The sequence below is a fragment of the Nostoc sp. GT001 genome, from assembly GCF_030382115.1.
Classification (GTDB): domain Bacteria; phylum Cyanobacteriota; class Cyanobacteriia; order Cyanobacteriales; family Nostocaceae; genus Nostoc.
On record NZ_JAUDRJ010000003.1, the window covers coordinates 7,219,703 to 7,243,413 of the forward strand.

Genomic DNA, 23,711 nt, shown 5'->3' on the forward strand with positions numbered 1-23,711 from the left:
TGTACACACAAGTCTTTAAGAATTGCCCCATCAGCTTTTGATCCCCCCAACCCCCCTTTTAAGGGCACAAAACCTCTCAAAGTCCTCCTTTTTAAGGAGGATTTAGGAGGATCTACAACATTTGGAACTGGATTTCCGGCTTCCCCCTCTTTACAAGGGAGAATTGAGGGGGGTAATTTGACTTGTGTGTACACCGTAGCCCCAAGGCATCGGGGAAAGGCGGTTTTGGGTTTAGACAAAACCGGGGTGAGATGACGCTGTGAGTAACCATAAGTGAATGAACTCAATATCACGTCCTGACAAGGGTTTCAAGTTAATTGACACCAATAGGCACTGCCGTGCCCTTACACCCTGCTATATATATCTTGGTTACTAAATAGGTTGTTGTGTGTTGTGAAATTCAGTTTAAGAGTAAATAATAGAGGCTAAACGTGAAGATTTTTGAAGGTAATACTTAAAACCGCAAAATCTCTCGCTCATAGTCTTCAGGTGTGGGTTCTATTTCCCAAACTAATCCTTCTCCTAGTTCCAAAATTACTTCCAAATACAACATATCTACAGCAGTTGTTGCCGTATCTTGATTATTTTCAAAAGCTTGTAAGTCTTCCGTTAGCAGTCGGAGCTTAAACCCAGCCGGAATTTGACCATTAAGAGTTGTACTTCGCAATTCAAAGCGCCAAACATAGTTCTCAGAAGCGCTTTTTGGGAAAATGCGTAACTCGTATGTTTGCTCTGCAATTATTATTTGTCGAGACAAGCCGAGAACTGGTTCTGCACTCCGCATTCCCACAGGTACGGCAACGAATTCTCTTTTTTCCCATCCCCACTGTTGGGCTAAATTGGCTACTCCTGTCTGCAACCATTGCGGAATCGATCGCTGTATGAGTAAACCCTGACGCCGTTCATACAACTTTTTTCGCCAACCGCTATGTGCCAAGAGCGCACCCCAGAGTGAAAATGGAACTGCTAAACGCGGGAATTTCACATCGCGATCGCCTAATCTTTCTAAGAGGTTTTCCGCCTGGGTTTTGCCAATCGGATCTAAAGGTGCAATCTCGGCACGTAAGGTTTCTGACCGATCGAGTTGGCGTGTAACCCACAGCACATTAATATCTGGAATTAAATCTTCTTTTTCCAAGCTGTAAGTGCGATCGCCAGCATCATAAACCCCTTTTGTTTTCAGAATTTGATGGGTTGTATAGCCAAAAATCCTCATCCAGCCATCATCGGGATTGACTTGTACTGCTATGTAATAGTCAGCAACCCACTCTGGTATATCTACCCATTCCTGCGGTACGCGTAACTCATCGCCATCCATCGCCAGGGTGGGAATTAATACCAGGCGATCGCGATCGAAAGTAATAGCTGTGCCATTAACTACTTCCCAAAAACTCGGCAATGCCGCACTGTTAGGATAAACTCTGGCGGTGGGAGCCATTTCCTCCTGGAACCAAGGCAAAAATGCTTGCAAGCATTTTTGATTTATCCACCCACGTTGACAAGCACCAACTGTTGAGTATGGTTGTTCTTGCACTTCTGGAAATTGAGTAATTTCCAAGTATAAATGCTGTGAGTCAATAGTGAATGGGGCAGGTGGGTTCAACATAAATAATTTGAGAATGGCTCCATATAAAGACCATGTTTTAGGGAGAGGGAAGAGACAAAATTATTTCTTGCCTACTGATTGAATTTGGGTATGGCTATATTGGACTTTGAGCCATTCCTCTAAACTTGTGTTTATGGCATCTACTACGTCGGATTTTGGGGAAATATGCAAGGTATTTTGACTCCATTGCGTGAGAGTCAGGAGCAATGACTTTTTAATGCTGCTCAGGCGACGAGAAACAGTATATTGCTTAATTTCTAACTGTGCAGCAATTTCTTGTTGAGTCAGTTGTTGAACATAGTAAGCTTCTAGTACTTTTTGAGACTCAGCATCGAGTGCAGCGATCGCTTGGTGCAAAACTTGGTTTAACTGAGCTTGCTGCGATCGCATATTCACAGCTTCTTCCTGTTCAATAATTTCCGTTAGTAAAGATGTTTGCAAATCTACAGGCAATATATCTAATAAATTACCCTCATCTTCTTTGAGGGGAGCGTCTGCGGAAACAATCTGAGGATAAAGGAAATTACGGGCAGCTTTAGCAGCAGATAATACCAAGGTTTCTATGGTTTGCTGATTGATTGCGGCAGTGGGTGAACTCAATCGGCTAAAACGTTCTGCATTATAAAGATTACTAATAGCCTCCCAAGTTCGAGCATCTGGTTTGGGAAGCTGACGAATTTTTGTATTGTCACCCGTGTAGAGTTCCTTAAAGCATTCCCAAGCTAAAACATAACTCTCGATGCTTTCTTTGTTGAATCCGGCATTTTGTAATGACTGCACTAGTCGTTTGCGGCTGAGTTTATGCAATAATGCCCAGTCTGAGCAAATGTCTGCTTCTCGGTGTAAACGCAGTGCATCTTTGATAATCGATTCAAAAGTTAATTCTGCATAGGCTTTTAAATGCGAACTGTATTGAGGGTTGAAATTTTTGAGTATTTTGTTAATATGAGCGATCGCCATCTGAAAACAGTCGGCTACAGACGACTGCGTGGGAAAGTTGAGGGCAAATTTTCTGGCAGTCCAATAGCACACCTCTTGTAAGTAAGCAGAAATATGTGCAAGTGCCACAGCACTAGATTCAGTCTGCCAAACTTTATACCAGTAAAGTGCCCAAAAGGTATCTGATTTCTCAGTTGACGACTCCAGGCAAACTTTCATACTGCGTCGCAGTTTGGCATCTGTTGCCCAACCACTAAATTGATCTACATCAAATTGCACAAAGGTAGAAAAGATTTCAACAATGCCCTGTCGGGGTTGCATGGAATACTTGCCGCTGTTTGAAACATAGCTGATTACAATTATACAGCCAGAGGGACAAAAGCTAATTCCTTGCTGCGTAAGGATTTTACAGATTTTTCAAAAAAATTGTGATCTCAGTGCATAAAGACTAAAAGTCATCGTAGAGAGTGATATGCAGGGAAGTTCATTTAAAAAGATGCTTTTTTTGGGGAATAGCGGAATCATTGAATAAGTTCGTCAAATACAGAACAAAATTTCGATGGTTACAGCCACAAATATGCAACTTCTTAAAAGTTACCTAATTATCTCTGCATGACCTAATTAGCAAAGAGAGAAAAACCATGTTGACTAATCAAAACTGCCTAGAATCTTTTGGTTTAATTGAAGAACTTGACGAACAAGCTGCTGAAACAATTAGTGGCGGTTATGAAGTTTTTACCATTAAAAACACAGTGGGATTTGACGTTAACTTTTCTTTAGATGATACGCCATTTACATTACCTGCAAACGAAACATGGGTATATACTGCTTACAGCGGAGGAATCATTAACTTTGACAGTGATGACCGAGCTGGCTACGAACAATACAAAGAATACAATTTAGCTGATGGAAGAGTCTATGAGTTCCAATATGACTCAAGTGCTGGCAATCCATATGATTTCAATATCTATGGCGTAGGCTAATCTGCAATTCTCAAGTCGATTTACTAATTTGAATTTCCGAGGTTAGATTGTCCTGTCTTGGTTCAGATTAAAGATGTAACCACTCAAAAATCTGGGACAAAAAGCTGAATACAATATAAGATCGGGGCAAGTGCCCCGATTTTTTTATGCATAAGGATTTATATCATGTCCGCTAGATTACTTATTAAACCTGAAGAACCCCACCCCGCCAAAGCTATGCTTTGTCTCCCCTCCCCGCAGGCGGGGAGGGGCTGGGGGTGGGGTGCAATGACTGTGGAAATCATAACTAATTATACGGACATGATATTACCAGGTTTTTCAGAATAATTCTGATCCAAGTACATAAAAACTCAAAGTCGTCGTAAAGATTGATATGCAAAGAGGTTAACGAGTAAATACCACAAAAAAGATACTTTTTTGGTTGCTTGCTAAATCATTGGATAATTTCGTCAAATACAGAACAAATTTTTGATAGTTACATCTGCAAGTTAATCACCAAAATATTAAATATCTTAAAAGCTCCCTAATTCTCTCTGCATGACTTAATTAAAAAAGGAGAAAGCCCATGTTAAACAATAAAACATACCTAGAATATTTTGGTTTAATTGAAGAACTTGACGAACAAGTTACTGAAACAATTAGTGGTGGCTACGAGGTTTTTGAAATTAGAAACAAAACGGGATACGATATCCCTTACGATTACGGTATAGATGGTACAGTAAGAGGCGATCTTCTAACACCTGGAGGCGGTTATATATGGACTATGTACAGTGGAGGTGAATTAACCATTGAATTTGATGCTGACGTTAGAATTGACTACAAAAAATTAAAAAAATACACTTTAACTGATGGGTTATATGAGTTTCAAAACGACCCAAGTCCTGACAATCCATATGATATCGATCTTTATTCCGTAGGCTAATGTGCAATTTTCAAGTTGATTGACTGATTTGAATTTCCGAAGTTATATCGTGTCCGCTTGATTACTTATTAAACCCGAAGAACCCCACCCCGACAAAGCTACGCTTCGTCTCCCCTCCCCGCAAGCTTACGGTGTACACACAAGTCTTTAAGAGTTGCCCCATAAGCTTTTGATCCCCCCAACCCCCCTTTTTAAGGGGGGCAAAAACCTCTCAAAGTCCTCCTTTTTAAGGAGGATTTAGGAGGATCTACAACATTATGGTTTTGTAGAGAGATGTGTGTACACCGTAGCCCCGCAAGCGGGGAGGGGAATAGGGGGTAGGGTGCAATGACTGTGGTAATCATAACTAATTATTCGGACATGATATTAGTTATTTATCAAGGAACACAAATTTATGACCTCAACTACAACTTATACTGACAATGCCAATTTTGCTGTATATGGATTTCACCGATTTTTCAAAATTTTTCCGATCTGAGTGCATAAAGACTAAAAGTCATCGTAGAGAGTGATATGCAGAGAGATTCATTTAGTAACTATCAAGAAAAAGATGCTTTCTTTGGGGACTAGTTGAATCATTGGATAATTTCAGCAAATGCAGAACAAAATTTCGATGGTTACAGCCGCAAATTCATCCTGCAAATATGCCACGCCTTAAAACTTACCTCATTTTCTCTGCATGACCTAATTCAACAAGGAGAAAAACCATGTTAAATATCGACAGCATCACTTCTAGTTCTAACTCTTCTGTTGTTAGTCAAGAACAACTGTTCACCGAATTAACTCCCGAACAAGGAGCAATGCTTGAGGGAGGAAAGTATATAGTTTTAATTAGAGATGCTCGGTCCAGCTAGGGCCAGCGTGCCTATCCAAGCAGGCCTAGCAAGTTTTCAGACTATTGCAGCCAACCCGACGGTTCTTCAAATAACAAATAGCACTAAGTACAATTTGTTCTATGACTTAGCCTATGATGATCCTAGCGCTGGTAGTAATCTTTCCATTGCCCCAGGGCAAGTTTCAGATTTTCTAGGTCTAGATCCAATAGCTATAGCAAGTTGGGATCTTAGTTTACTGCTACCAGGGGTACAAAATCAGACTCAGGAGCTAGCACCAGGAAGAAGATATGAATTTTACGAAGCCTAACTGAACTGGTTGTCTGACATTCTAAAGAGTCCCTACTCAGTCAGACCTAATAGACATCTCCGAAAAATAATCTGAAACCGTTGTCTTGTCTGGGTGAAAACCTAATTTACGGAGATGTCTAATAGTAAAGAGTGGGGTGAACATCTTTGAGCGATCGCGATCAATGCGTCTTGAGGGACTGCCAAGCGATCGCTCTTACCAACTACTTTTGACAATACCCCAAGCAGTCAAAGGTTTGAATGGAAAAAATAAACATTTAATATAATCGGGTCACAAGACTCGATTGTATTTTCTTGCCAATCATCATACCAGAAAATGAAATACCAAATAGTCCTTCAACACAGCGAAGAAGACTGCGGGGCTGCGAGTCTTGCAACCATCGCCAAACACCACGGACGCATATTTACCCTCAACCGCGTCCGAGAAGCCGTAGGTACTGGTTCCAGAGGAACATCCTTGCTGGGATTGAAGCGGGGTGCAGAAGTACTAGGATTCAACGCCCGCCAAGTTAAAGCCAGTCCCCAATTAATCGACCAATTAGATCAAGCTCCCCTACCAGCAATTATCCACTGGAAAGGCTACCACTGGGTCGTATTATACGGACAAAAAGGCAAAAAATACGTCATTGCTGACCCTGGTGTTGGTATTCGTTATCTTACTCGTCAAGAGTTAATGGCGGGTTGGGGTAATGGCGTCATGTTACTACTGACTCCAGACGACAGTCGTTTTTATCAACAAGAATCGGATAAAATTGGCGGACTGGGAAGATATCTGCAACGGGTTTGGCCTTATCGTTCTATTCTCGCCCAAGCGATCGCCATTAACATCGCCATTGGACTACTTTCTTTGGCATCTCCCTTCATGATGCAACTCCTCACCGATGATGTCTTAGTCCGAGGTGATACCCAACTACTAACTACTGTGGCAATTGGCGTTATCGCCATGAACTTAATTAGAAGCGCCATTAGCTTAGTTCAATCTCACCTCATTGGTCACTTCGGTCAAAGATTGCAATTAGGACTAATTCTAGAATACGGACGCAAACTCTTACATTTACCCCTATCCTACTTTGAAGGACGACGCAGTGGCGAAGTTGTCAGCCGCATTGCCGATGTCAAAGCCATCAATAACTTAGTTTCCCAAATTGTCCTCGGATTACCCAGTCAATTCTTTATTGCTGTAATTTCCTTGGCTTTTATGCTCTTTTACAGTTGGGAACTAACTCTCGCTTCCATAGTTGCATTTATAGTTGTCACGGGTGTTAACCTGCTTTTCTTACCCGCGATGCGCCAGAAAACCCGGAATCTGATTATTTCTGGTACAGAAAACCAAGGCTTTTTGGTAGAAACATTTCGTGGCATCCAAGTATTAAAAACTACCCAAGCCACTCCCCAAGCTTGGTCAGAATACCAAGGGAATTATGGTCGCCTCGCCAACTTAGGCTGGAGTATGATGAAACTGGGACTGTATAGCAGTACGGTTACTGGCATTCTTTCCACCTTCATTAGTATTGGCATCCTTTGGATGGGTAGCTATTTAGTCATTAATCGCACCTTAACAATCGGTCAATTAATGGCATATAACGGCATGAGTGGCAACTTTCTCGGCTTCTTAGGTGCTGCCATCGGCTTAGTAGATGAGTTTATCACTGCCCAGATAGTCCTGCAACGGATGACAGAAGTTATTGACGCTACCCCAGAATCAGAAAATGACTTTAAAAAGCCTTGGGCACAAATTCCTGGAAATGCAGATATAACTTGCACTGAACTTAACTTTCATCACGCAGGTAGAGTTGACCTCCTACAAGATTTTTCCTTAACTATTCCTGGCGGTAAAGTTATTGCTTTAATTGGCAAATCTGGCTGTGGTAAAAGTACTCTGGCAAAATTACTGACTGGTTTATATAAAGTCGAGTCTGGCAATATTCGTTATGGTTTATATAATCAGCAAGACCTATCTTTAGAATGTCTACGTCAACAGGTGGTATTAGTTCCCCAAGAACCCCACTTCTGGAGTCGTTCAATTATTGATAACTTCAACTTTAGCTATCCCCATATTAGCTTTGAAGAAATTGTTAAAGCTTGTCAAATTGCAGGTGCAGATGAATTTATTAGCAAATTACCTGATAAATATCAAACTGTTTTAGGAGAATTTGGAGCAAATCTTTCTGGTGGACAACGCCAAAGATTAGCCATAGCCAGAGCCATAGTTACTCAGCCAGCAGTCTTAATTTTAGATGAATCCACGGGCGCACTCGACCCAGTAAGCGAAAGACAAGTATTAGATAGACTTTTATCCCATCGTCACAATCAAACGACTATTTTAATTAGTCACCGTCCCAAGGTGATACAGCGAGCAGATTTAATTGTATTTTTAGAACAAGGACGCTTAAAAATTCAAGGTACACCAGAAGAATTGCGCTCTTTGCCTGGCGAACATTTAGATTTCTTAGATGATACTTTCCCGTCTCATAATGAGTTGGCGCTAATATCTTCCCCGGCTCATCATAACGGTAAGACTGCGACCATTAATTAAGATAATTCGTACCTCGGCTCCGCTCGGCAACCTAATTTGTAATTTGTAAGAGATCATGGTTAGCAACACAAATTTTCTCCCCCCAATTCAAACAAACGAATTCCTCCCACCAATTACTCGTTGGACAACATGGGGCGGAATGTTTATTCTCTGCGTTCTCGGATTAGCTGGGCCACTTGCTGCAATTTGTAAGTATAAGGTTACAGTCCAAGCACAGGCGGTTGTGCGTCCGGCGGGTGAATTGCGAATTGTGCAAGCGGCGACTGAAGGCCAGGTTATGCACATTTATGTCAAAGAAAATCAGCTTATCAAAAAAGGAGATGCGATCGCAACTATCGATGACTCCCGTCTGCAAACGAAAAAGAGCCAATTGCAAACTAGTATTCAACAATCTCAGTTACAACTAGTGCAAATTAATGCCCAGATTAGTTCCCTGAATAGCCAGATTCAAGCCGAAACCGACCGCATCAACCGGATTATTACTGGTGCCCAAGCGGAATTGAGCGGCCGCCGTCGGGAATATCAAGATAAAAATCTGACCACTGTTTCCGAACTCCAAGAAGCTGATGCCAACGTCAAAATTGCTGAGAAAGAATTGCTGGCTGGGGAAGCACAGTTAAAAACTACACAAGCAAATCTCCATGCTGCTGAAGCTGCTTTGGGTGTAGCCCAGTCAAAACAGAAGCGATATGAGAGTGTAGCCAACCAAGGGGCGCTATCTCAGGATCAATTGGAAGAAGCACAATTATCTGCAAGACAGCAAGAGCAAGCGGTAAAGGCGCAAGCAGCAGCAGTGGAGGCACAAAAACAGACAATTGAACGGTTACAACAAGCGGTATCTGCTGTGATTGCCAGAAGACAACGCGCCCAAGTTGCCGTAAATCCAAGTAATGCAGCAGTAACTGTTGCTACTGAGCGAATTGCTCAAGAAAAAGCCGGAGGGGAAAGCAACAAAGCAACATTAGAGAAGGAACGCCAAGCTTTAGTTAAGCAACGGATTGAAGTTGAAAAGCAGTTAGAGCGTGATACTAGCGAACTCAAACAAGCCAAAATAAATTTAGCTCAAACTGCGATCGCAGCTACCGCTGATGGTATCATTTCCCAACTCAATCTGCGAAACCCAGGTCAAAGTGTGCGGGCTGGCGAGGAAGTATTGCAAATTGTCCCCTCTGATGCACCTCAAGTTTTGAAAGCTGCCGTGGCATCTGAAGATCAAAGTAAGTTAAAAATTGGTCAAAAAGTCCAAATGCGAGTCAGCGCTTGTCCTTACCCAGATTATGGTACTCTGAATGGGACTGTACAGACAATTTCTCCAGATGCGATCGCTCCTCAAAAGAATGGCACAAATACATCGATGAATGGGACTACTAGCCCAAAAGCTACTGCGCCCGGTGCTTTTTATGAAGTCACAATTGAACCAGAAACTTTGGTTTTAGGTAAAGGGAAAAACCAGTGTCACATTCAATTGGGCATGGAGGGTAGGGTTGATATTATTTCCCGTGAAGAAACTGTGCTGCAATTCTTTCTCCGTAAGGCGAGGTTGATTAGTGATTTGTAACTTTTTCTTTTGGTAAGCATTATCTAATCTTAATGTCATTAGTCATTAGTCATTTGTAATCACAACTGACCAAGGATGACCATAGCAACAATTTTTACAACTCAAATAAGATTGCTATAAGTTTCTATATTAAGGGACTTCCAGAAAATAAATTATCCAATTTACTCAGATAATATTTTTCTTTCTCCCCCTGCCCCCTGCTCCCCTGCCTAGACAGCGATGGGATATTTTTTTAGTTGGAAGTCCCTAAATTCGGGCAGTCTTTGATTGAATTCGGGCAACCACCAAGAATTTACATAAAGCCATTGTTTATTACCTAATTTTAAGTTTTAAAAACTTTACTTTCATCTAGTTCAAATATCTGCTGAAATTAATTGTAGAAAAATTGATCGGGACGGCTAGCTGAAAACCCTTGAAGATGTGGCTCAAAGCTGTGGCGTAAGAAAATTGCATATTCACAGGTAGGAAATGAGCAAGCGAGGCTAGTTCTGATATGACAACCTGTAAAGATAGGAATTGGCACTCAGATTTATTAGAAGTTTTAGGCATTATTGGAGTGCTTGCTCACGGCATATTTTGTTCTGAAAATCACGCCTTAGCCCAGATTACCCCTGATGGAACATTAGGTGATAACTCTTCAAGAATCACTCCTAATGTCAATATTAAAGGACTTCCGGCTGACCGCATTGATGGTGGAGCAACTCGCGGTGCAAACCTGTTCCATAGTTTCCAGGAATTCAATGTGGGTGAGTTGCAGCGTGTTTATTTTGCCAATCCCACCGGAATCTCCAATATTCTCACACGGGTGACGGGAAGTAATATCTCCAATATTCTCGGCACTCTGGGAGTGGATGGTGGTGCAAATTTGTTTTTAATTAATCCCAATGGTATTTTATTTGGGAATAATGCACGCCTGGATGTGGCGGGTTCCTTTATAGGGACTACGGCGAATTCTTTTGTGTTTGGCAATGGGTTGGAATTTAGTGCAACTAATCCTCAGACTCCTTCTTCATTACTAACAATTAATCCTTCTGCTTTACTATTCAATCAACTTCAGGCTGGCAGAATTGAAAACAGGTCAATTGCACCAGCAGGAGATAATATCTTTGGTCTACGAGTACCAGATAGTCAGAGTTTGCTATTAGTGGGTGGAGAAATTGCCATCAACGAAGGTAAATTGAATGCTCCGGGTGGGCGAGTGGAATTGGCAGGAATTGCAGGTGAGGGGACAGTTGGACTGAATGTGGATGGTAATAATTTGAGTTTGATTGTTCCTGATAATCTAGCTAAAGCCGATATCTCACTCAGTAATCAAGCCTTGGTTAGTACCAGTGGTGAAGGTGGCGGCGCTATTCAGGTGTGGGGTAAAGGAGTTACCGTCAATGGAGGTTCCCAGATTGAAGCCAGCACTTTAGGAGCATTACCTGGAAAAGGATTGAGTGTAAATGCTTCCGAATCAGTGCAAGTCGTTGGAGAATCACCTACTGGAATTCGTAGCGGTTTATTTGCTGAAACTTTTGGGACAGGAGATGCAGGAGACCTGACAATTAACACCAGACAGTTACAAATCTTAGCAGGGGGAAAGATTTCATCTAGTACAACGAATGCAGGTGTGGCAGGAAATTTGACCGTGAATGCCTCAGAATCAGTGCAACTAATTGGTATTCCAGATAATCCCAATTTAGCCTCTACTGGTATGTTTGCTGCATCTAATGGAGTGGGAGACGCCGGAGACATCACGATTAACACTAGACAGTTACTCATCCAAAATGGAGCCGGAATCACAACTGATAACGAAGGTAAAGGGGTTGGAGGGAATATAACAGTAAATGCCGAATCAGTGCAGCTAGTCGGTACTGCGATTCTGCCACAGTTTCCTAATAGATGGTATCCTAGCAAAATAAGTTCTAACGCTTATGGCACAGGGCCCGCAGGAAAGATTACGATTAACACCAATCAATTGTTAATCCAAGATGGAGCAGCGATTTCAGCTCGAACTAGCGGTAGTGGGGCTGGAGGAAGTTTGACGGTAAATGCCTCCCAATCAGTTAAACTGATAGGATTTGCTACTAATAGTAATAGTCTATTTCCCTTTCCCAGCAGCTTGTTGACTCAAACACAAAGTACAGGAACAGCGGGAGATTTGGCAATTAATACCAATCAGTTGATTGTCCGAGAAGGACAGCTATCTGCCAGTACTTTTGGACAAGGGAATGCTGGCAATATAAACATTGAAACTGTCACGATGAATATCATTGATAGTCAAGTGGGAAGCAGTGTTTACCGTAAAGGGTTTGCAGGAAATTTGACTATTCACGCTGCCGAGTCAGTGGAAATCAGTGGAAAGATCAAATCGTTTACATCTAATCTTGAAAATCCTGCTGGCTTATTCGCTCAGGTAAACCCTAGAGGTGAGGGTCGCGGCGGCAACTTGACCATTGAGACAAAACGCTTGAGTGTAAGTAATGGAGGCAGAGTACAAGTCGCTACTTTTGGTCAAGGAGACGCTGGTAATCTCACAATTCGGGCTTCTGAGGTAGATATATTTGATACACCTGTTGATAATCTCTTTGCTACAGGGATCAATGCAGGTATTGAAGTAGACGCAGATGAAAGAACAGTTATTCCACCCAGAGGCAACGGTGGTGATTTAACAATTGAAACCGATCGCTTGAGTGTGAGAGGTGGTGCAATAATATCAGTTCGCACTGCTGGAGTGGGCAATGCAGGTAGATTGCGAATTCATGCGTCGAAATCTGTAGAAGTCGTTGGAAAATCACCAAATGGTAACTTTAACAGCCAAATCAGCGCTGCGGTGAAGCCAGAAGGTACTGAGTCGTGGGGGAAGTTTAAAGATTGAAACTGAACAGATGAGTGTTCGGGATGGAGGTGAAGTCACTGTCAGTAGTAACGGAGCGGGTACGGCAGGCGACCTTGAGATCCAAGCTCGTTCTCTGAGCCTGGATAATCAAGGAGCGATCGCCGCCATAACCAGAGTGGGGAATGGTGGTAATATTACCCTGAAGTTGCAAGACTTATTATTACTACGCAATCATAGTCAAATTTCTACCACTGCTGGCAGTAGCGAATTCGGTGGCAATGGCGGTAATCTCATCATTAATAGCCCTTTCATTGTCGCCGTTCCTAAAGAAAATAGCGATATTAGCGCTAACGCTTTCACTGGAACTGGTGGTAGAGTTGACATTACAACAAACGGTATTTTCGGTATTCTGCCGCAAAAACGCCTAACCGAAAACAGTGACATTACAGCGAGTTCAGAATTGGGGGTGAGCGGGGAAGTAACTATCAACAGTCCAGATACTGACCCTAGTCGCGGCTTAACTCAACTACCTTCCAACCTCGTGGATGCATCTCAACAAATTGCCCAAGGTTGCACTCCCAGAAGAGGACAAAATGCTAGTCGTTTTATCGCTACCGGACGCGGTGGATTACCCCAAAGTCCTAATGAACCGTTGCGAGGACGAGCAGTGATTACTGGTTGGGTAGATTTGCCCGCACAAGCAACAGCCAGAGTCACGGAGAAATTATCTACTGCAACTATGACCAAATCTACCGAGCCGATTGTGGAGGCTCAAGGATGGATTGTTGATGCTAAGGGTGATATTATGCTTGTGGCTCAATCTGGGCAAAGTTCTTCTATTCCCTCTGCTATGTCTTGTAGTCAATAATTCGTTACCCCAATTGGGGGAGGAATTTTTATGAAACCCAAGAGTCATAAAAACAATCAGTGGCAACAGATATATAACAAATGCAACAGGTGGTTGATTCGTCCCTTTAAAAACCATAAGTTGCCTGTTTTCATCCTCTTGGTTCTGGTGACAGCTTTTTTGTACGTTACTGCTTTTCCTGTTGCTGCAACTATAGATACGCAAAATATCGTAACTCTTGGAGTGTCAATTAAAAATTCTCCCGCACAAACACAAGACCTGCTGCAACAGGGGAAAGTGCTGTATGAGGCAGGAAAATTTGCAGAAGCGGCTAGAGTTTTGCAACAAGCAGTTAAAAGTTTTGGCAGCCAAGGCAATGAATTGCAGCAAGCTGTGGCATTAAGTAATTTGGCGTTGGCATATCAAAAACTGGGTAATTTGCCACCCGCGCAACAGGCAATTACAGATAGCTTGAAGTTGCTCGAAAAATCCTCTAATTCTCAAAATCTTCAGGTTTTGGCTCCAATTCTAGATATTCAAGGTAGTATTCAACTAGACTTGGGACAAGCTGAACAGGCGCTTAACACCTGGCAACGTGCGGAAGCCAGCTATAAGCAATTAGGCGATCGCAATGGCATGATCCGCGATCGCATCAATCAAGCACAAGCATGGCAAGTTTTGGGATTTTACCGTCGGGGTTTGACAATCTTGACTCAATTGCAGCAGGAGTTACAATCAAAACCTAATTCAATCAGTAAAGCAGTAGAATTACGGTCTTTCGGGAATGCTCTGCAATTAGCCGGAGATTTGAATCAATCCCGTCAGGTATTACAGCAAAGTTTGTCAATTGCCCAAAAATTGAATTCTCCCCAGGATGTGAGCGCGGCTTTATTCAGTTTAGGCAACACGGCACAAGTACAGCAAGATTTTAAGGGTGCAATAGAGTTCTATCAGCAAGCTGCTGCGATCGCTCCTAACCCGATTAGTAAAGTTCAGGCTCAAGTTAATCAGTTGAACTTACTAGTGAACACGGGACAAACAGCCGCCGTGCAGACATTATTGCCGCAAATCCAAACTCAACTGACACAACTACCTGCTTCTGTGACAACTATTTATGCGCAGATTAATCTAGCTCAAAGCTTGATAAAATTCGGGACTACACCCCAAGCGATCGCTCAAATCTGCGCGAGGGCCCTGCAACAAGCTCAAAATTTAGCAGATAAACGAGCCGAGAGCTTTGCCCTTGGGACTCTAGGTAGTGTATACGAACAAACTAAACAATGGTCAATAGCCCAGAACCTCACCCAACAGGCACTGAACATAGCCGAAACAATCAACGCCCCAGATATCGCTTATCGTTGGCATTGGCAGTTAGGACGCTTGTTAAAACAGCAGGAAGAGATTGAGGGTGCTATTGCCAGCTATGATACTGCGATCGGTGAGTTGCAGACTCTCCGTAGTGACTTAGTAGTTGTGAATCGAGATATCCAGTTTTCTTTTAAAGAAAGTGTAGAACCTGTATATCGAGAGTCCGTAGAATTATTGTTGCAGTTTCAGCAAACTCATCCCAGCGAACCAATCCTAGACAAAGCTAGACAGAGAATTGAAGCACTGCAACTAGCGGAATTAGACGACTTTTTCCGGGAAGCTTGCATTAATGCCAAAACTGTTTTGCTTGACACAGTGGTAGATAAAGATAATCCCACAGCCGCAATTATTTATCCAATTATTCTGCCTGATCAACTGCAAGTAATTGTCAAAATTCCTAAACAACCACTGCGTAGTTATACAGTCAATAAGTCCCAGAATGAGGTAGAAGGTACTATAAAACAACTCAGAGAGTATCTATTAGAACCCGATCGGAATGAGGAAGTGCAAGCGTTATCACAAGAAGTCTATGGGTGGTTAATCAAAGAAATTGAGTCAGATTTAAAAGCTAGTGGAGTCAAAACCCTTGTATTCGTACTTGATGGCATATTGCGAAATGTGCCAATGGCTATATTGTATGACGGTCAGCAATATCTGGTAGAAAAATACGCTGTAACACTCAGCTTAGGACTCCAGTTACTCGCACTCAAACCCTTAACACAAACAAAACTCAATGTTCTAGCTGCTGGGTTAGTGCAACCACCACAAGGCTTTCAACAGCGATTTCCACCACTACCAGAAATTAAATCAGAATTCGACTCTATTTCCCAAGCGATCGCCTCTACCACCCAGTTACTAGATCGAGACTTCAACAGCAAAAACCTAGAGAGTAAGGTAAATACTGTACCATTTAATGTGTTACATTTGGCAACTCACGGTCAATTTAGCTCTAATGTTGAGAATACTTTTATACTTGCAAACGATGGGCCGATTAACGTTACGCAATTTGATAGCTTGCTGCGCCGTCGGGATCAAACTCGCTCAGAAGCCTTGGAAATGCTGGTGTTAAGTGCTTGCCAAACCGCTACTGGTGACAATCGCGCCACGCTAGGGCTAGCGGGAGCATCCGTGAAAGCCGGTGCCCGTAGTACCTTAGCCTCACTATGGCATATCAGTGATAAATCTACTGCGATCTTAATTGGTGAATTTTATCGTGAGTTAGTTAAAAATCAGGTGACAAAGGCTGAAGCCTTGCGTCGTGCCCAAGTAAAGTTGTTAAAAGATTATCCCAATTACAGTCGTCCTGGCTACTGGGCACCTTATGTTTTAGTTGGTAACTGGCTTTGATAAATTCTATATGATATCATGTCGGCTTGATTACTTACTAAACCCCAAGAACCCCACCCCGCCAAAGCTGCGCTTTGTCTCCCCTCCCCGCTTGCGGGGAGGGGATTAAGGGGTGGGGTGCAATGACTGTGGAAATCATAACTAATTATGCGGACATGATATGATTCCTATATAACAGCGCAAACCGACCAGAATTACTAGGCGAATAGAAAGTGCAATTGAGTTTTTCATTCTTCCTGTTTTCCCAGATATACTTCAATTACACGAGAATCATTTTGCACTTCTTCAAAATTTCCTTCGCACAACACCGAACCTTCATGTAACACCGTTACTTTCTTGGCAATTTGACGCACAAATTCCATATCATGTTCAATTACTAAAATTGAATGACTCTGCGCTAGTGCTAAAAGTAATTCGCCAATGTTGTAGGTTTCTTCATCTGTTAAACCAGCAACGGGTTCATCAACAAGTAATAAATCTGGAGACTGTGCTACTAACATCCCAATTTCTAAACGTTGCTTTTCTCCGTGAGAAAGTAAAGCTGCTTTGATATCGGCTTTTGGCGTTAATCCGATAGTTTCTAATAATCCTTTAATATGATTCTTTTCCACAGCATGAGAACGTTCAAACAAAGTAGAAAAGACATTTTTCTTCTTGTTACTGGTAATTTCTAAATTTTCACGGGGCGTTAAATTCAGGTAAATTCGGGGTGTTTGGAACTTGCGCCCAATTCCCAATCGGGCAATTTTATATTCAGGTAAAGAACGCAGATTTCTTCCTTTGAATAAAACTCGCCCCACGGTTGGCTGAACTTTCCCGGTAATTACATCCAGAAACGTTGTCTTTCCCGCACCATTGGGGCCAATTACTACCCGTAATTCACCTACATCCATACTAAAGTTAAGCTGGTTTAAAGCCTTAAAACCGTCAAAACTAACAGTTACATTTTCAGTTTCCAATATTTTCGCGTTCATGTTGCACTTCCGGGTCTTCTTCCAAGGTGGGATATGTAGCAATTTCTTGACGACGGTTGAAAAGAGAAATATTCTGACTACGCAACCATCCCACGATGCCGTCAGGAAGGACTGTGACAACTATCAAAAATAGTGCGCCTTGGAAAAATAGCCAGATTTCGGCAAATTGTTCGCTTAAAAAAGTGCGGGCATAATTTACTAACAAAGTTCCCACAATCGCGCCAATTAAAGTAGCGCGTCCGCCTACTGCTACCCAAATCACCATTTCAATGGAAAAGGCAATATCCATTGCTCTAGGTGATACAGAACCACTCTGAATGGTGTAGAATGCTCCTGCTACACCTGCGATCGCACCGGAAACTGCAAACACCAACACCTTAAAATCTGTAGGGTCGTAGCCAGAAAATCTTACCCGACTTTCATCATCCCGAATCGCTATCAACAACCTCCCAAAGCGTCCAGTTGTCAACCAGCGACAAATACCGTAGGTGATTGCGAGAAATATTACCGTCAGCGTGTAGAAAACAAACTGTGTTTTGGCATCGCTAACTGTTGCGCCAAACAAAGTTGTAAAATCTATCAGTCCATTCGTGCCGTTGAAAAATTGTTGTTGACCGTTAAAGAAGTTGAAAAATACAATAGTTCCGGCTTGAGTCAAGATGGAAAAATAAACTCCCTTGAGACGATTTCGGAAAACCAAATATCCCAACAATCCCGCCAATAACCCTGGAATTAGTACCACCAAAGCTATTGTCAAAGGAAAAGAATAAAAAGGTTGCCAAAAGGCGGGAAGTTCCGTAACTCCATAAAGTCCCATGAAATCAGGCAATTCTCCAGTAGGAACTTGCAGCTTCAGGTACATTGCGATCGCATATCCACCCAAACCAAAGAAAATACCATGTCCCAAACTCAATAAACCAGTATACCCCCAAATCAAATCGATACCCAAAGCCACAATTGCCAGCGACAGAAATCGCCCCAACAAATTCAGGCGAAACTCCGACAGCACCACTGGCATAACAATTATAAGGAAGAGTGCGATCGCGATCGTCACCCCCACCTCAATTAATAACCCTCCTCCCCTCCTCTTCCTCATTCTCTGCGTCCTCTGCGTCTCTGCGGTTTAAACATCAACAGTACGTCCCTTCTGCGGAAAAATCCCCCCAGGCTTCCACTGCAAAAACACAATAATCAGCGCAAATACCATCACCTTAGCCATACTCGTCGTCGCAAAAAAAGTAAACAAATCAGCCAAAGGTTTAACAGGAGTCAACAACAAAGCCAGAGTTCCAGAACCAATTAAAAAATTAGCCGTACCAATACCCAAAGCAGCCACAATCGTCCCGGCTAAATTGCCCACACCTCCAACGACAACCACCATAAAAGTATCAATAATATAGTTTTGTCCGGTATTTGGCCCTACAGAACCAAGCAAACTAATCGCACATCCCGCCACACCAGCTAAACCCGAACCCAGTGCAAAAGTAATCGCATCTACCTTTTGAGTTGGGATACCCAAACAAGCACTCATACTCCGGTTTTGCGTCACCGCCCGAATTCTTAAACCCCAGCTAGAACGTTGTAAAAATAAGTAAATTCCCGCCACACAGATTATTGTTAAAGCAATAATAAATAATCTGGCAAAAGGCAATTGCACACCACCTAAAGATATCCCGGCTTGTAACCAAGTCGGTGCTGTAACATCCACATTTTGAGCGCCAAACCAAGGTTGAGTTACTGCTAACTGATAAGTTTGACTCAATAAATTGCCCGTTGTAATTGTTACCCCCAGCGATAATAAAAATATCACCGCCACAATCCAGTTACGAACCCTTCCCAAATCTGTGCGAGAATTTAAAATCCATAAACCTCCAAAAAACAGCAGAGAAAATAAGCCTAGACCAATTATCAATACCCAATTCACACTGCGAACAAACTGCTGAAAAATTAAACTTACTCCCCAAGTTGCCAATAGAGTTTCTAATGGGCGTCCATAGAGATAACGAATCACGCCTTTTTCTAGAATTAATCCCACAGCAGCCGTGAATATAAACGCGATAATCAAAGCCAAAAATATATAGACTTCAAACCACACCCCACCCAATTGCTTACATACATTTTGGACAACATAAGTTGTATAAGCGCCGAACATCATCAATTCACCATGCGCCATATTGATGACACCCATCAATCCAAATATAATGGCTAGTCCCAACGCGGCAATCAATAATACAGCGCCAATACTAATACCATTAAATACAGCTTCTAAAAATCCTGCTAACACTTATTTCTCCATAACAGCTATCAGCGATTAGTTAGTGTCTCGTGTGCCTCGTTCCCAGTCTCAGACTGGAAATGCCTATTAGGAGGTGGAGCCTCCTATAGAAGCGGAAGAACCTGGAAATGAAAAAAAATTGACTAATTCGTAATTTGTAATTAATTACGAATTACGAATTACGAATTATTTAGGCTTTCTTGTACTTACCACCTTTAGCAGGGTCACTCCAATCACAAGCAAATCCCTTAGTTTCTTTCACAAATTGATTCCAAGGAACTGGCTCAACTGCTGTTGGAGTAGCATAGACAATATCAAATAAACCATCTTGCCTAACTTGACCAATCCGCACAATTTTGGATATGTGATGATTGGCATCCATTGTCACTTTACCTTCAGGTGCATCTAGAGTTTGACCATAAGCCGCAGCGCTTACCTTAGCTATATCTGTAGTACCAGCTTTTTGGACTGCTTGTTTCCACAAATAAACTGCAATGTATGCTGCTTCCATTGGGTCATTTGTCACCCGATTTTCACCGTATTCTTTTTTGAAAGCTGCCACAAACTTCTTATTAGCAGGCGTGTCTACTGTTTGGAAATAGTTCCAAGCTGCATAATGACCTTTGAGATACTCTACACCAATTGCTTTCACTTCTTCTTCGGCAATACTTACAGACATAGAGGGATATTTATCTGGTGTCAATCCAGCCCCTTTTAATTGTTTGAAGAACGCAACGTTGCTATCACCATTTAAGGTGTTGTAAATCACGCCACCATTGGGCAAATTTTGCTTGATTTTAGTGATAATTGGTGTAACTTCTGTGTTACCAAGAGGTAAATAATCCTCACCAACTGTTTTTCCGCCTAAAGCTTCTAATTGAGCTTTAATGATGGTATTAGCTGTCCGGGGAAAAACGTAGTCAGAGCCAACTAAGAAGAATTCTTTGCCCTTATTTTTTAACAGCCAATCAACAGATGGTTCAATTTGTTGATTTGGCGCCGCGCCAGTGTAGAAAATGTTTTTAGAACACTCTTGACCTTCGTATTGTACAGGATACCAGAGCATGTGGTTTTTGCTCTCGAATACTGGCTTAACATTCTTGCGGCTAGCAGAAGTCCAACAACCAAAGACTACAGCGACTTTATCTTGATCGATTAGCTTAGTTGCTTTTTCTCTAAAAGTATCCCAGTTAGAAGCACCATCTTCGGTAATTGCTTCAATTTGCTTACCTAAAACACCACCTAAAGCGTTAATTTCTTTGATTGCTAACTTTTCAGCATCAACAACGCTTTTTTCACTAATAGACATCGTACCACTCAGAGAGTGCAAAATACCGACTTTGATAGTGTCACCAGCGGCGGCTACTGCTGGTGAAGCCGTAGGAGTCGCAGCTGGACTCTCTGTTGCAGTTGGAGAATTATTCGCGCAAGCTTTTAAAAAAAGNCTGCTTCCAAAAGTTAAAGAACCGTAGATTATAAACTTGCGTCGGTTAAATTGTCTTCTCATCTTTTTATGAATTTCCCTGTTGATGAATCAGCCAACTTATAGAAAGCTGACAATATCAATCTTTAAAGTGTGATATTAGTGCGATAGTTTACTAGCAAAAAGTGACGACTTATACAAAAAGGTTTGGTTTTGTAATAAAAAATAAACTTTTCAAGATTAAGCTTTGTGAACTTTATAAAGATAAAGATTCTCGTATCTATCAATACGCTTCGGTTAAAGGGAAAAGGGGGAGAAAAAACCTTTAACCCCAAAGTTTGACTGTACCTCATGTATCAGCATCAGTAAGATTTGTGTTTTTCGCTGCGGGCTTTTAGATGAGCATTTGTGTAATAATTTCATCTTCCTGGCCAGTTGCAAAATTAGCAAAGCGCTTTGCCAAAGGTGGTATCAGTACTAGGGGATTACTAAACCCAGAGAAAACATGAACCCCTTCCAATCCTGGAATAGCACCAATTAAGGGAAGTTGATTGCTACTAAATGCCACTAAGCAGTGATACCAAGTCCCTGGTAAATGCTCTAATGCTGGTAAAATTTGACCAACACCTTTTCGCAACCATTTTTCGCTTACGTCTGAGTTTACCTTGGCTTGAGGATCTGCGATCGCACGGCTAATCTGCCCAATGCGAATACTACCATCTTGAAACTGAATCGCACCCACATCTAAAATCGGTGGTACTAACTCATTACCAAGTTCATCCCATAATTCATCAACTTGAGTAGATTCAGCTTCTAGTCGAAACCGTTGCTGGTTAGCTGGCATAACTAAGGTGCGTAACCTGACATCAACGGCTGGGGTTTCAATGATTTCTTCGTGGGTAAAATACAGCTTGATGGAAACACCAGCAGATTTGAGAAGCTGGCGGCTGAGTCCACCCGCACAAACGACAACGTTAGCGCTGTGGAAAGTTGCAGTGGTGGTTTGGACACCATGTTGCAATACTTGCAATACTTGAGTAATGTGGATTTCACCCCCAGCCCGTTCAAAAGCTTGGATGTAAGCAAGTGATGTTTTTTCTGGGTGAATATGACCGTGTTTGACAGTTAAAGCCCCAGATATCGCCTCTCGATTTAGCTGTGGTTCCAACTCACAAGCTTCTTGAATACTGAGTAAACTGGGTGGAATGGCACAATCATTGTATAATGCCGCAGTTGTTTCTGGGTCGTTATCGGTCGAAATAGTCAGTAATAAATCTAATTCCCGAAATTGAATATCAGCGTCTAACTCTTGAGATAAGATATGGTAACGTGCGATCGCTTCTTCGCACAATATCCGAGTTAGTGGTGTAGTACCCGACCAATAGGCAAGCCCACCATAACTATAGCGAGTTGCATTTTGTGGTGTAACATCTTGTTCTAGCAAAAGTACAGCAAAACCTTTCCTCGCTAGTTCGTAAGAGAGTGTAGCACCCGTAATTCCACCACCAACCACAATCCAGTCGTAGGTTTTCATATTTTGCAAATTATAAATAGGTCAAGGTAAAGAAATAAATTATCCAATCTTGTGGGGTGGGCGTCTCGCCCGCCCAAGGCTTGGGGCGGACAAGATGTCCACCCCACAAGAAAAATTGTATGTTTTTTATTTGGAAGTCCCNNNAACAATAATTTGTACTCAGTTAAACTTCGTCTACCTTGAAAACCTTTATCTAAACCCCAAAATCGATAAAGACGATCGCCATATCCCGCAAAGAAGACAGCGATCGCCTTTATATAAACCCCAATATCGGAGTATGAATATCATCATGTCACAATTACCAAAATCTGCCCAGTCCAAGTTAAAACAGTTTTTGTCTGGGGAAAATTTCGATACATCCACCAGCCATCAACCAACCGGACAACCATTACCCCGGCGAGAACCGATTAAACATACATTGATTGGTTCTGCCAAAGCCGTTACCAGCACCATCCACTATTTACAAGTAATTGGTTATGCCAGCGTTGGGGACTGGAGTCCACTAGTACCCACCGAGAACCCAGATAAGGTAATGAGCATTTTAATCCGCCAGATTCTTATCCACTAACCTAAATGTAGAGACGTTGCAATGCAACGTCTTTTTTCTATTTGATTTAGGGACTGATAAATAAAAAAATATACAACTTTTATTGTGGGGTGGGCGTCTCGCCCGCCCAGTTCATAGGGCGGACAAGATGTCCACCCCACAAGAGTGGATAATTTATTTCTTGGTAATCCTTTACAAAGCAGTAGGGGCAGGTTCACCGACAGCAGAAACCACGTTTTTACGCACATTACGCTTGCGATCGCTTTTACGAATACCTCCAGCCATCTGATATTCATAGCTATTCTTACCAAATTTATAAGCAATACCACGCAAAATTTGCTCAGAATAATCTGCTAAATCTTGCTCATTTTCAAGGATCTGGGTTAGCAAGACATCAATAGTGGAGAGGGTAGTATTGTATGCTTCTAGAGATTGTCGCAGACTTTCGATTTTTCCAGTATAGTCTTTGACTGACAATCCCTCTCCGACATCTAGACTTGAATTGATAGATTTAACGCTTGCTAGACGTGTTTCAGCTTTACCAAGAATACGTGAATTTCGTTTTGGTCTTGCCATAATTGTTACTTATTTTTCAAATTTACCATAACTCTATAATGGACAATTGTTTCAAAAGTTGTCATACGTAAAATTATTGGTTTTTATTTAAAAACCTAAAATTTAAGTAATTTCCAGCGACTTCTGATAACGTGAAGGCAGAAGTTGATCCAGACTGCGCGAAACACTCAAACGTGAAGGCGGAATTTGATCCAGAGTGCGCGAAACACTCAAACGTCAAGGCGGAATTCGATCCAGGGAAGGCGGAATTTGATACAGAGTGCGCAAAACACTCAAACGTCAAGGCGGAATTCGATCCAGAGTGCGCGAAACA

General features: G+C 42.1%; 17 protein-coding genes. 9 read left to right on the top strand and 8 right to left on the bottom strand.

Annotation, left to right across the window (positions count from 1 at the left end):
• Positions 1-454: 454 nt before the first annotated feature.
• Both QUD05_RS33515 and QUD05_RS33520 read right to left on the bottom strand, forming a co-directional pair.
• On the bottom strand, positions 455-1,606 hold the full coding sequence (locus QUD05_RS33515) for a DUF1822 family protein (RefSeq protein WP_289799811.1): 1,152 nt from the start codon (positions 1,604-1,606) through the stop codon (positions 455-457).
• A 60-nt stretch (positions 1,607-1,666) separates the two neighbouring features.
• Entirely contained in the window at positions 1,667-2,866 is a 1,200-nt protein-coding gene (locus QUD05_RS33520; protein WP_289799812.1) for a sigma-70 family RNA polymerase sigma factor, read from the bottom strand.
• Positions 2,867-3,186: 320 nt separating this feature from the next.
• Between QUD05_RS33520 and QUD05_RS33525 the strand changes: the two genes are divergently transcribed.
• From QUD05_RS33525 to QUD05_RS33560, 8 genes are all read left to right on the top strand, one after another.
• On the top strand, positions 3,187-3,528 hold the full coding sequence (locus QUD05_RS33525; RefSeq protein ID WP_289799813.1) for a hypothetical protein: 342 nt from the start codon (positions 3,187-3,189) through the stop codon (positions 3,526-3,528).
• Positions 3,529-4,093: 565 nt separating this feature from the next.
• Entirely contained in the window at positions 4,094-4,450 is a 357-nt protein-coding gene (locus tag QUD05_RS33530; RefSeq protein WP_289799814.1) for a hypothetical protein, read from the top strand.
• 861 nt (positions 4,451-5,311) lie between these two features.
• Positions 5,312-5,593: a hypothetical protein gene (locus QUD05_RS33535; RefSeq protein WP_289799815.1), complete on the top strand. Its 282-nt coding sequence runs from the start codon at positions 5,312-5,314 to the stop codon at positions 5,591-5,593.
• A gap of 315 nt (positions 5,594-5,908) precedes the next feature.
• Positions 5,909-8,128: a peptidase domain-containing ABC transporter gene (locus QUD05_RS33540; protein ID WP_289799816.1), complete on the top strand. Its 2,220-nt coding sequence runs from the start codon at positions 5,909-5,911 to the stop codon at positions 8,126-8,128.
• A 55-nt stretch (positions 8,129-8,183) separates the two neighbouring features.
• Positions 8,184-9,686, top strand: a complete 1,503-nt coding sequence (locus QUD05_RS33545; protein WP_289799817.1) for a beta-barrel domain-containing protein — start codon at positions 8,184-8,186, stop codon at positions 9,684-9,686.
• Between the two features lie 493 nt (positions 9,687-10,179).
• On the top strand, positions 10,180-12,546 hold the full coding sequence (locus tag QUD05_RS33550; RefSeq protein WP_289799818.1) for a two-partner secretion domain-containing protein: 2,367 nt from the start codon (positions 10,180-10,182) through the stop codon (positions 12,544-12,546).
• A gap of 10 nt (positions 12,547-12,556) precedes the next feature.
• Positions 12,557-13,375 carry an S-layer family protein gene (locus tag QUD05_RS33555; protein ID WP_289799819.1) on the top strand — a complete coding sequence of 273 codons (819 nt, stop codon included), beginning with the start codon at positions 12,557-12,559 and terminating at the stop codon, positions 13,373-13,375.
• A 30-nt stretch (positions 13,376-13,405) separates the two neighbouring features.
• Positions 13,406-16,069 (top strand): CHAT domain-containing protein, encoded by a 2,664-nt coding sequence (locus QUD05_RS33560; protein ID WP_289799820.1) that lies wholly within the window; start codon positions 13,406-13,408, stop codon positions 16,067-16,069.
• Between the two features lie 227 nt (positions 16,070-16,296).
• Here QUD05_RS33560 and urtD read toward each other — a convergent pair whose 3' ends face one another.
• The 5 genes from urtD to QUD05_RS33585 form a co-directional block, all read right to left on the bottom strand.
• On the bottom strand, positions 16,297-17,043 hold the full coding sequence (urtD, locus tag QUD05_RS33565; protein ID WP_289799821.1) for an urea ABC transporter ATP-binding protein UrtD: 747 nt from the start codon (positions 17,041-17,043) through the stop codon (positions 16,297-16,299).
• Complete coding sequence (gene urtC / locus QUD05_RS33570; protein ID WP_289799822.1) at positions 17,018-18,139, bottom strand: urea ABC transporter permease subunit UrtC; 1,122 nt, start codon at positions 18,137-18,139, stop codon at positions 17,018-17,020. The genes urtD and urtC overlap by 26 nt, the downstream gene beginning before the upstream one ends.
• Before the next feature lie 27 nt (positions 18,140-18,166).
• The gene (gene urtB / locus QUD05_RS33575; RefSeq protein ID WP_289799823.1) at positions 18,167-19,327 is read right to left on the bottom strand and encodes an urea ABC transporter permease subunit UrtB; all 1,161 of its coding nucleotides are present in this window, start codon (positions 19,325-19,327) and stop codon (positions 18,167-18,169) included.
• Positions 19,328-19,508: 181 nt separating this feature from the next.
• On the bottom strand, positions 19,509-20,825 hold the full coding sequence (gene urtA, locus QUD05_RS33580) for an urea ABC transporter substrate-binding protein (protein WP_289799824.1): 1,317 nt from the start codon (positions 20,823-20,825) through the stop codon (positions 19,509-19,511).
• A 310-nt stretch (positions 20,826-21,135) separates the two neighbouring features.
• Complete coding sequence (locus QUD05_RS33585; protein WP_289799825.1) at positions 21,136-22,275, bottom strand: NAD(P)/FAD-dependent oxidoreductase; 1,140 nt, start codon at positions 22,273-22,275, stop codon at positions 21,136-21,138.
• Positions 22,276-22,564: 289 nt separating this feature from the next.
• On the opposite strand from QUD05_RS33585, the gene QUD05_RS33590 reads away from it, so the two are divergent.
• The gene (locus tag QUD05_RS33590) at positions 22,565-22,843 is read left to right on the top strand and encodes a hypothetical protein (RefSeq protein WP_289800137.1); all 279 of its coding nucleotides are present in this window, start codon (positions 22,565-22,567) and stop codon (positions 22,841-22,843) included.
• A gap of 171 nt (positions 22,844-23,014) precedes the next feature.
• Here the strand turns inward: QUD05_RS33590 and QUD05_RS33595 are convergent, their stop codons facing one another.
• Positions 23,015-23,398, bottom strand: a complete 384-nt coding sequence (locus tag QUD05_RS33595; protein ID WP_289799826.1) for a hypothetical protein — start codon at positions 23,396-23,398, stop codon at positions 23,015-23,017.
• Between the last annotated feature and the right edge of the window lie 313 nt (positions 23,399-23,711).

Coding starts and splice junctions, on each gene's coding strand:
- QUD05_RS33530 (WP_289799814.1), top strand. CDS start 4,094: ATGTTAAACAATAAAACATACCTAGAATATTTTGGTTTAATTGAAGAA.
- QUD05_RS33520 (WP_289799812.1), bottom strand. CDS start 2,866: ATGCAACCCCGACAGGGCATTGTTGAAATCTTTTCTACCTTTGTGCAA.
- QUD05_RS33545 (WP_289799817.1), top strand. CDS start 8,184: ATGGTTAGCAACACAAATTTTCTCCCCCCAATTCAAACAAACGAATTC.
- QUD05_RS33515 (WP_289799811.1), bottom strand. CDS start 1,606: ATGTTGAACCCACCTGCCCCATTCACTATTGACTCACAGCATTTATAC.
- QUD05_RS33590 (WP_289800137.1), top strand. CDS start 22,565: ATGTCACAATTACCAAAATCTGCCCAGTCCAAGTTAAAACAGTTTTTG.
- QUD05_RS33560 (WP_289799820.1), top strand. CDS start 13,406: ATGAAACCCAAGAGTCATAAAAACAATCAGTGGCAACAGATATATAAC.
- urtC (WP_289799822.1), bottom strand. CDS start 18,139: ATGAGGAAGAGGAGGGGAGGAGGGTTATTAATTGAGGTGGGGGTGACG.
- QUD05_RS33525 (WP_289799813.1), top strand. CDS start 3,187: ATGTTGACTAATCAAAACTGCCTAGAATCTTTTGGTTTAATTGAAGAA.
- QUD05_RS33555 (WP_289799819.1), top strand. CDS start 12,557: ATGAGTGTTCGGGATGGAGGTGAAGTCACTGTCAGTAGTAACGGAGCG.
- urtD (WP_289799821.1), bottom strand. CDS start 17,043: ATGAACGCGAAAATATTGGAAACTGAAAATGTAACTGTTAGTTTTGAC.
- QUD05_RS33585 (WP_289799825.1), bottom strand. CDS start 22,275: ATGAAAACCTACGACTGGATTGTGGTTGGTGGTGGAATTACGGGTGCT.
- QUD05_RS33540 (WP_289799816.1), top strand. CDS start 5,909: ATGAAATACCAAATAGTCCTTCAACACAGCGAAGAAGACTGCGGGGCT.
- QUD05_RS33595 (WP_289799826.1), bottom strand. CDS start 23,398: ATGGCAAGACCAAAACGAAATTCACGTATTCTTGGTAAAGCTGAAACA.
- QUD05_RS33550 (WP_289799818.1), top strand. CDS start 10,180: ATGACAACCTGTAAAGATAGGAATTGGCACTCAGATTTATTAGAAGTT.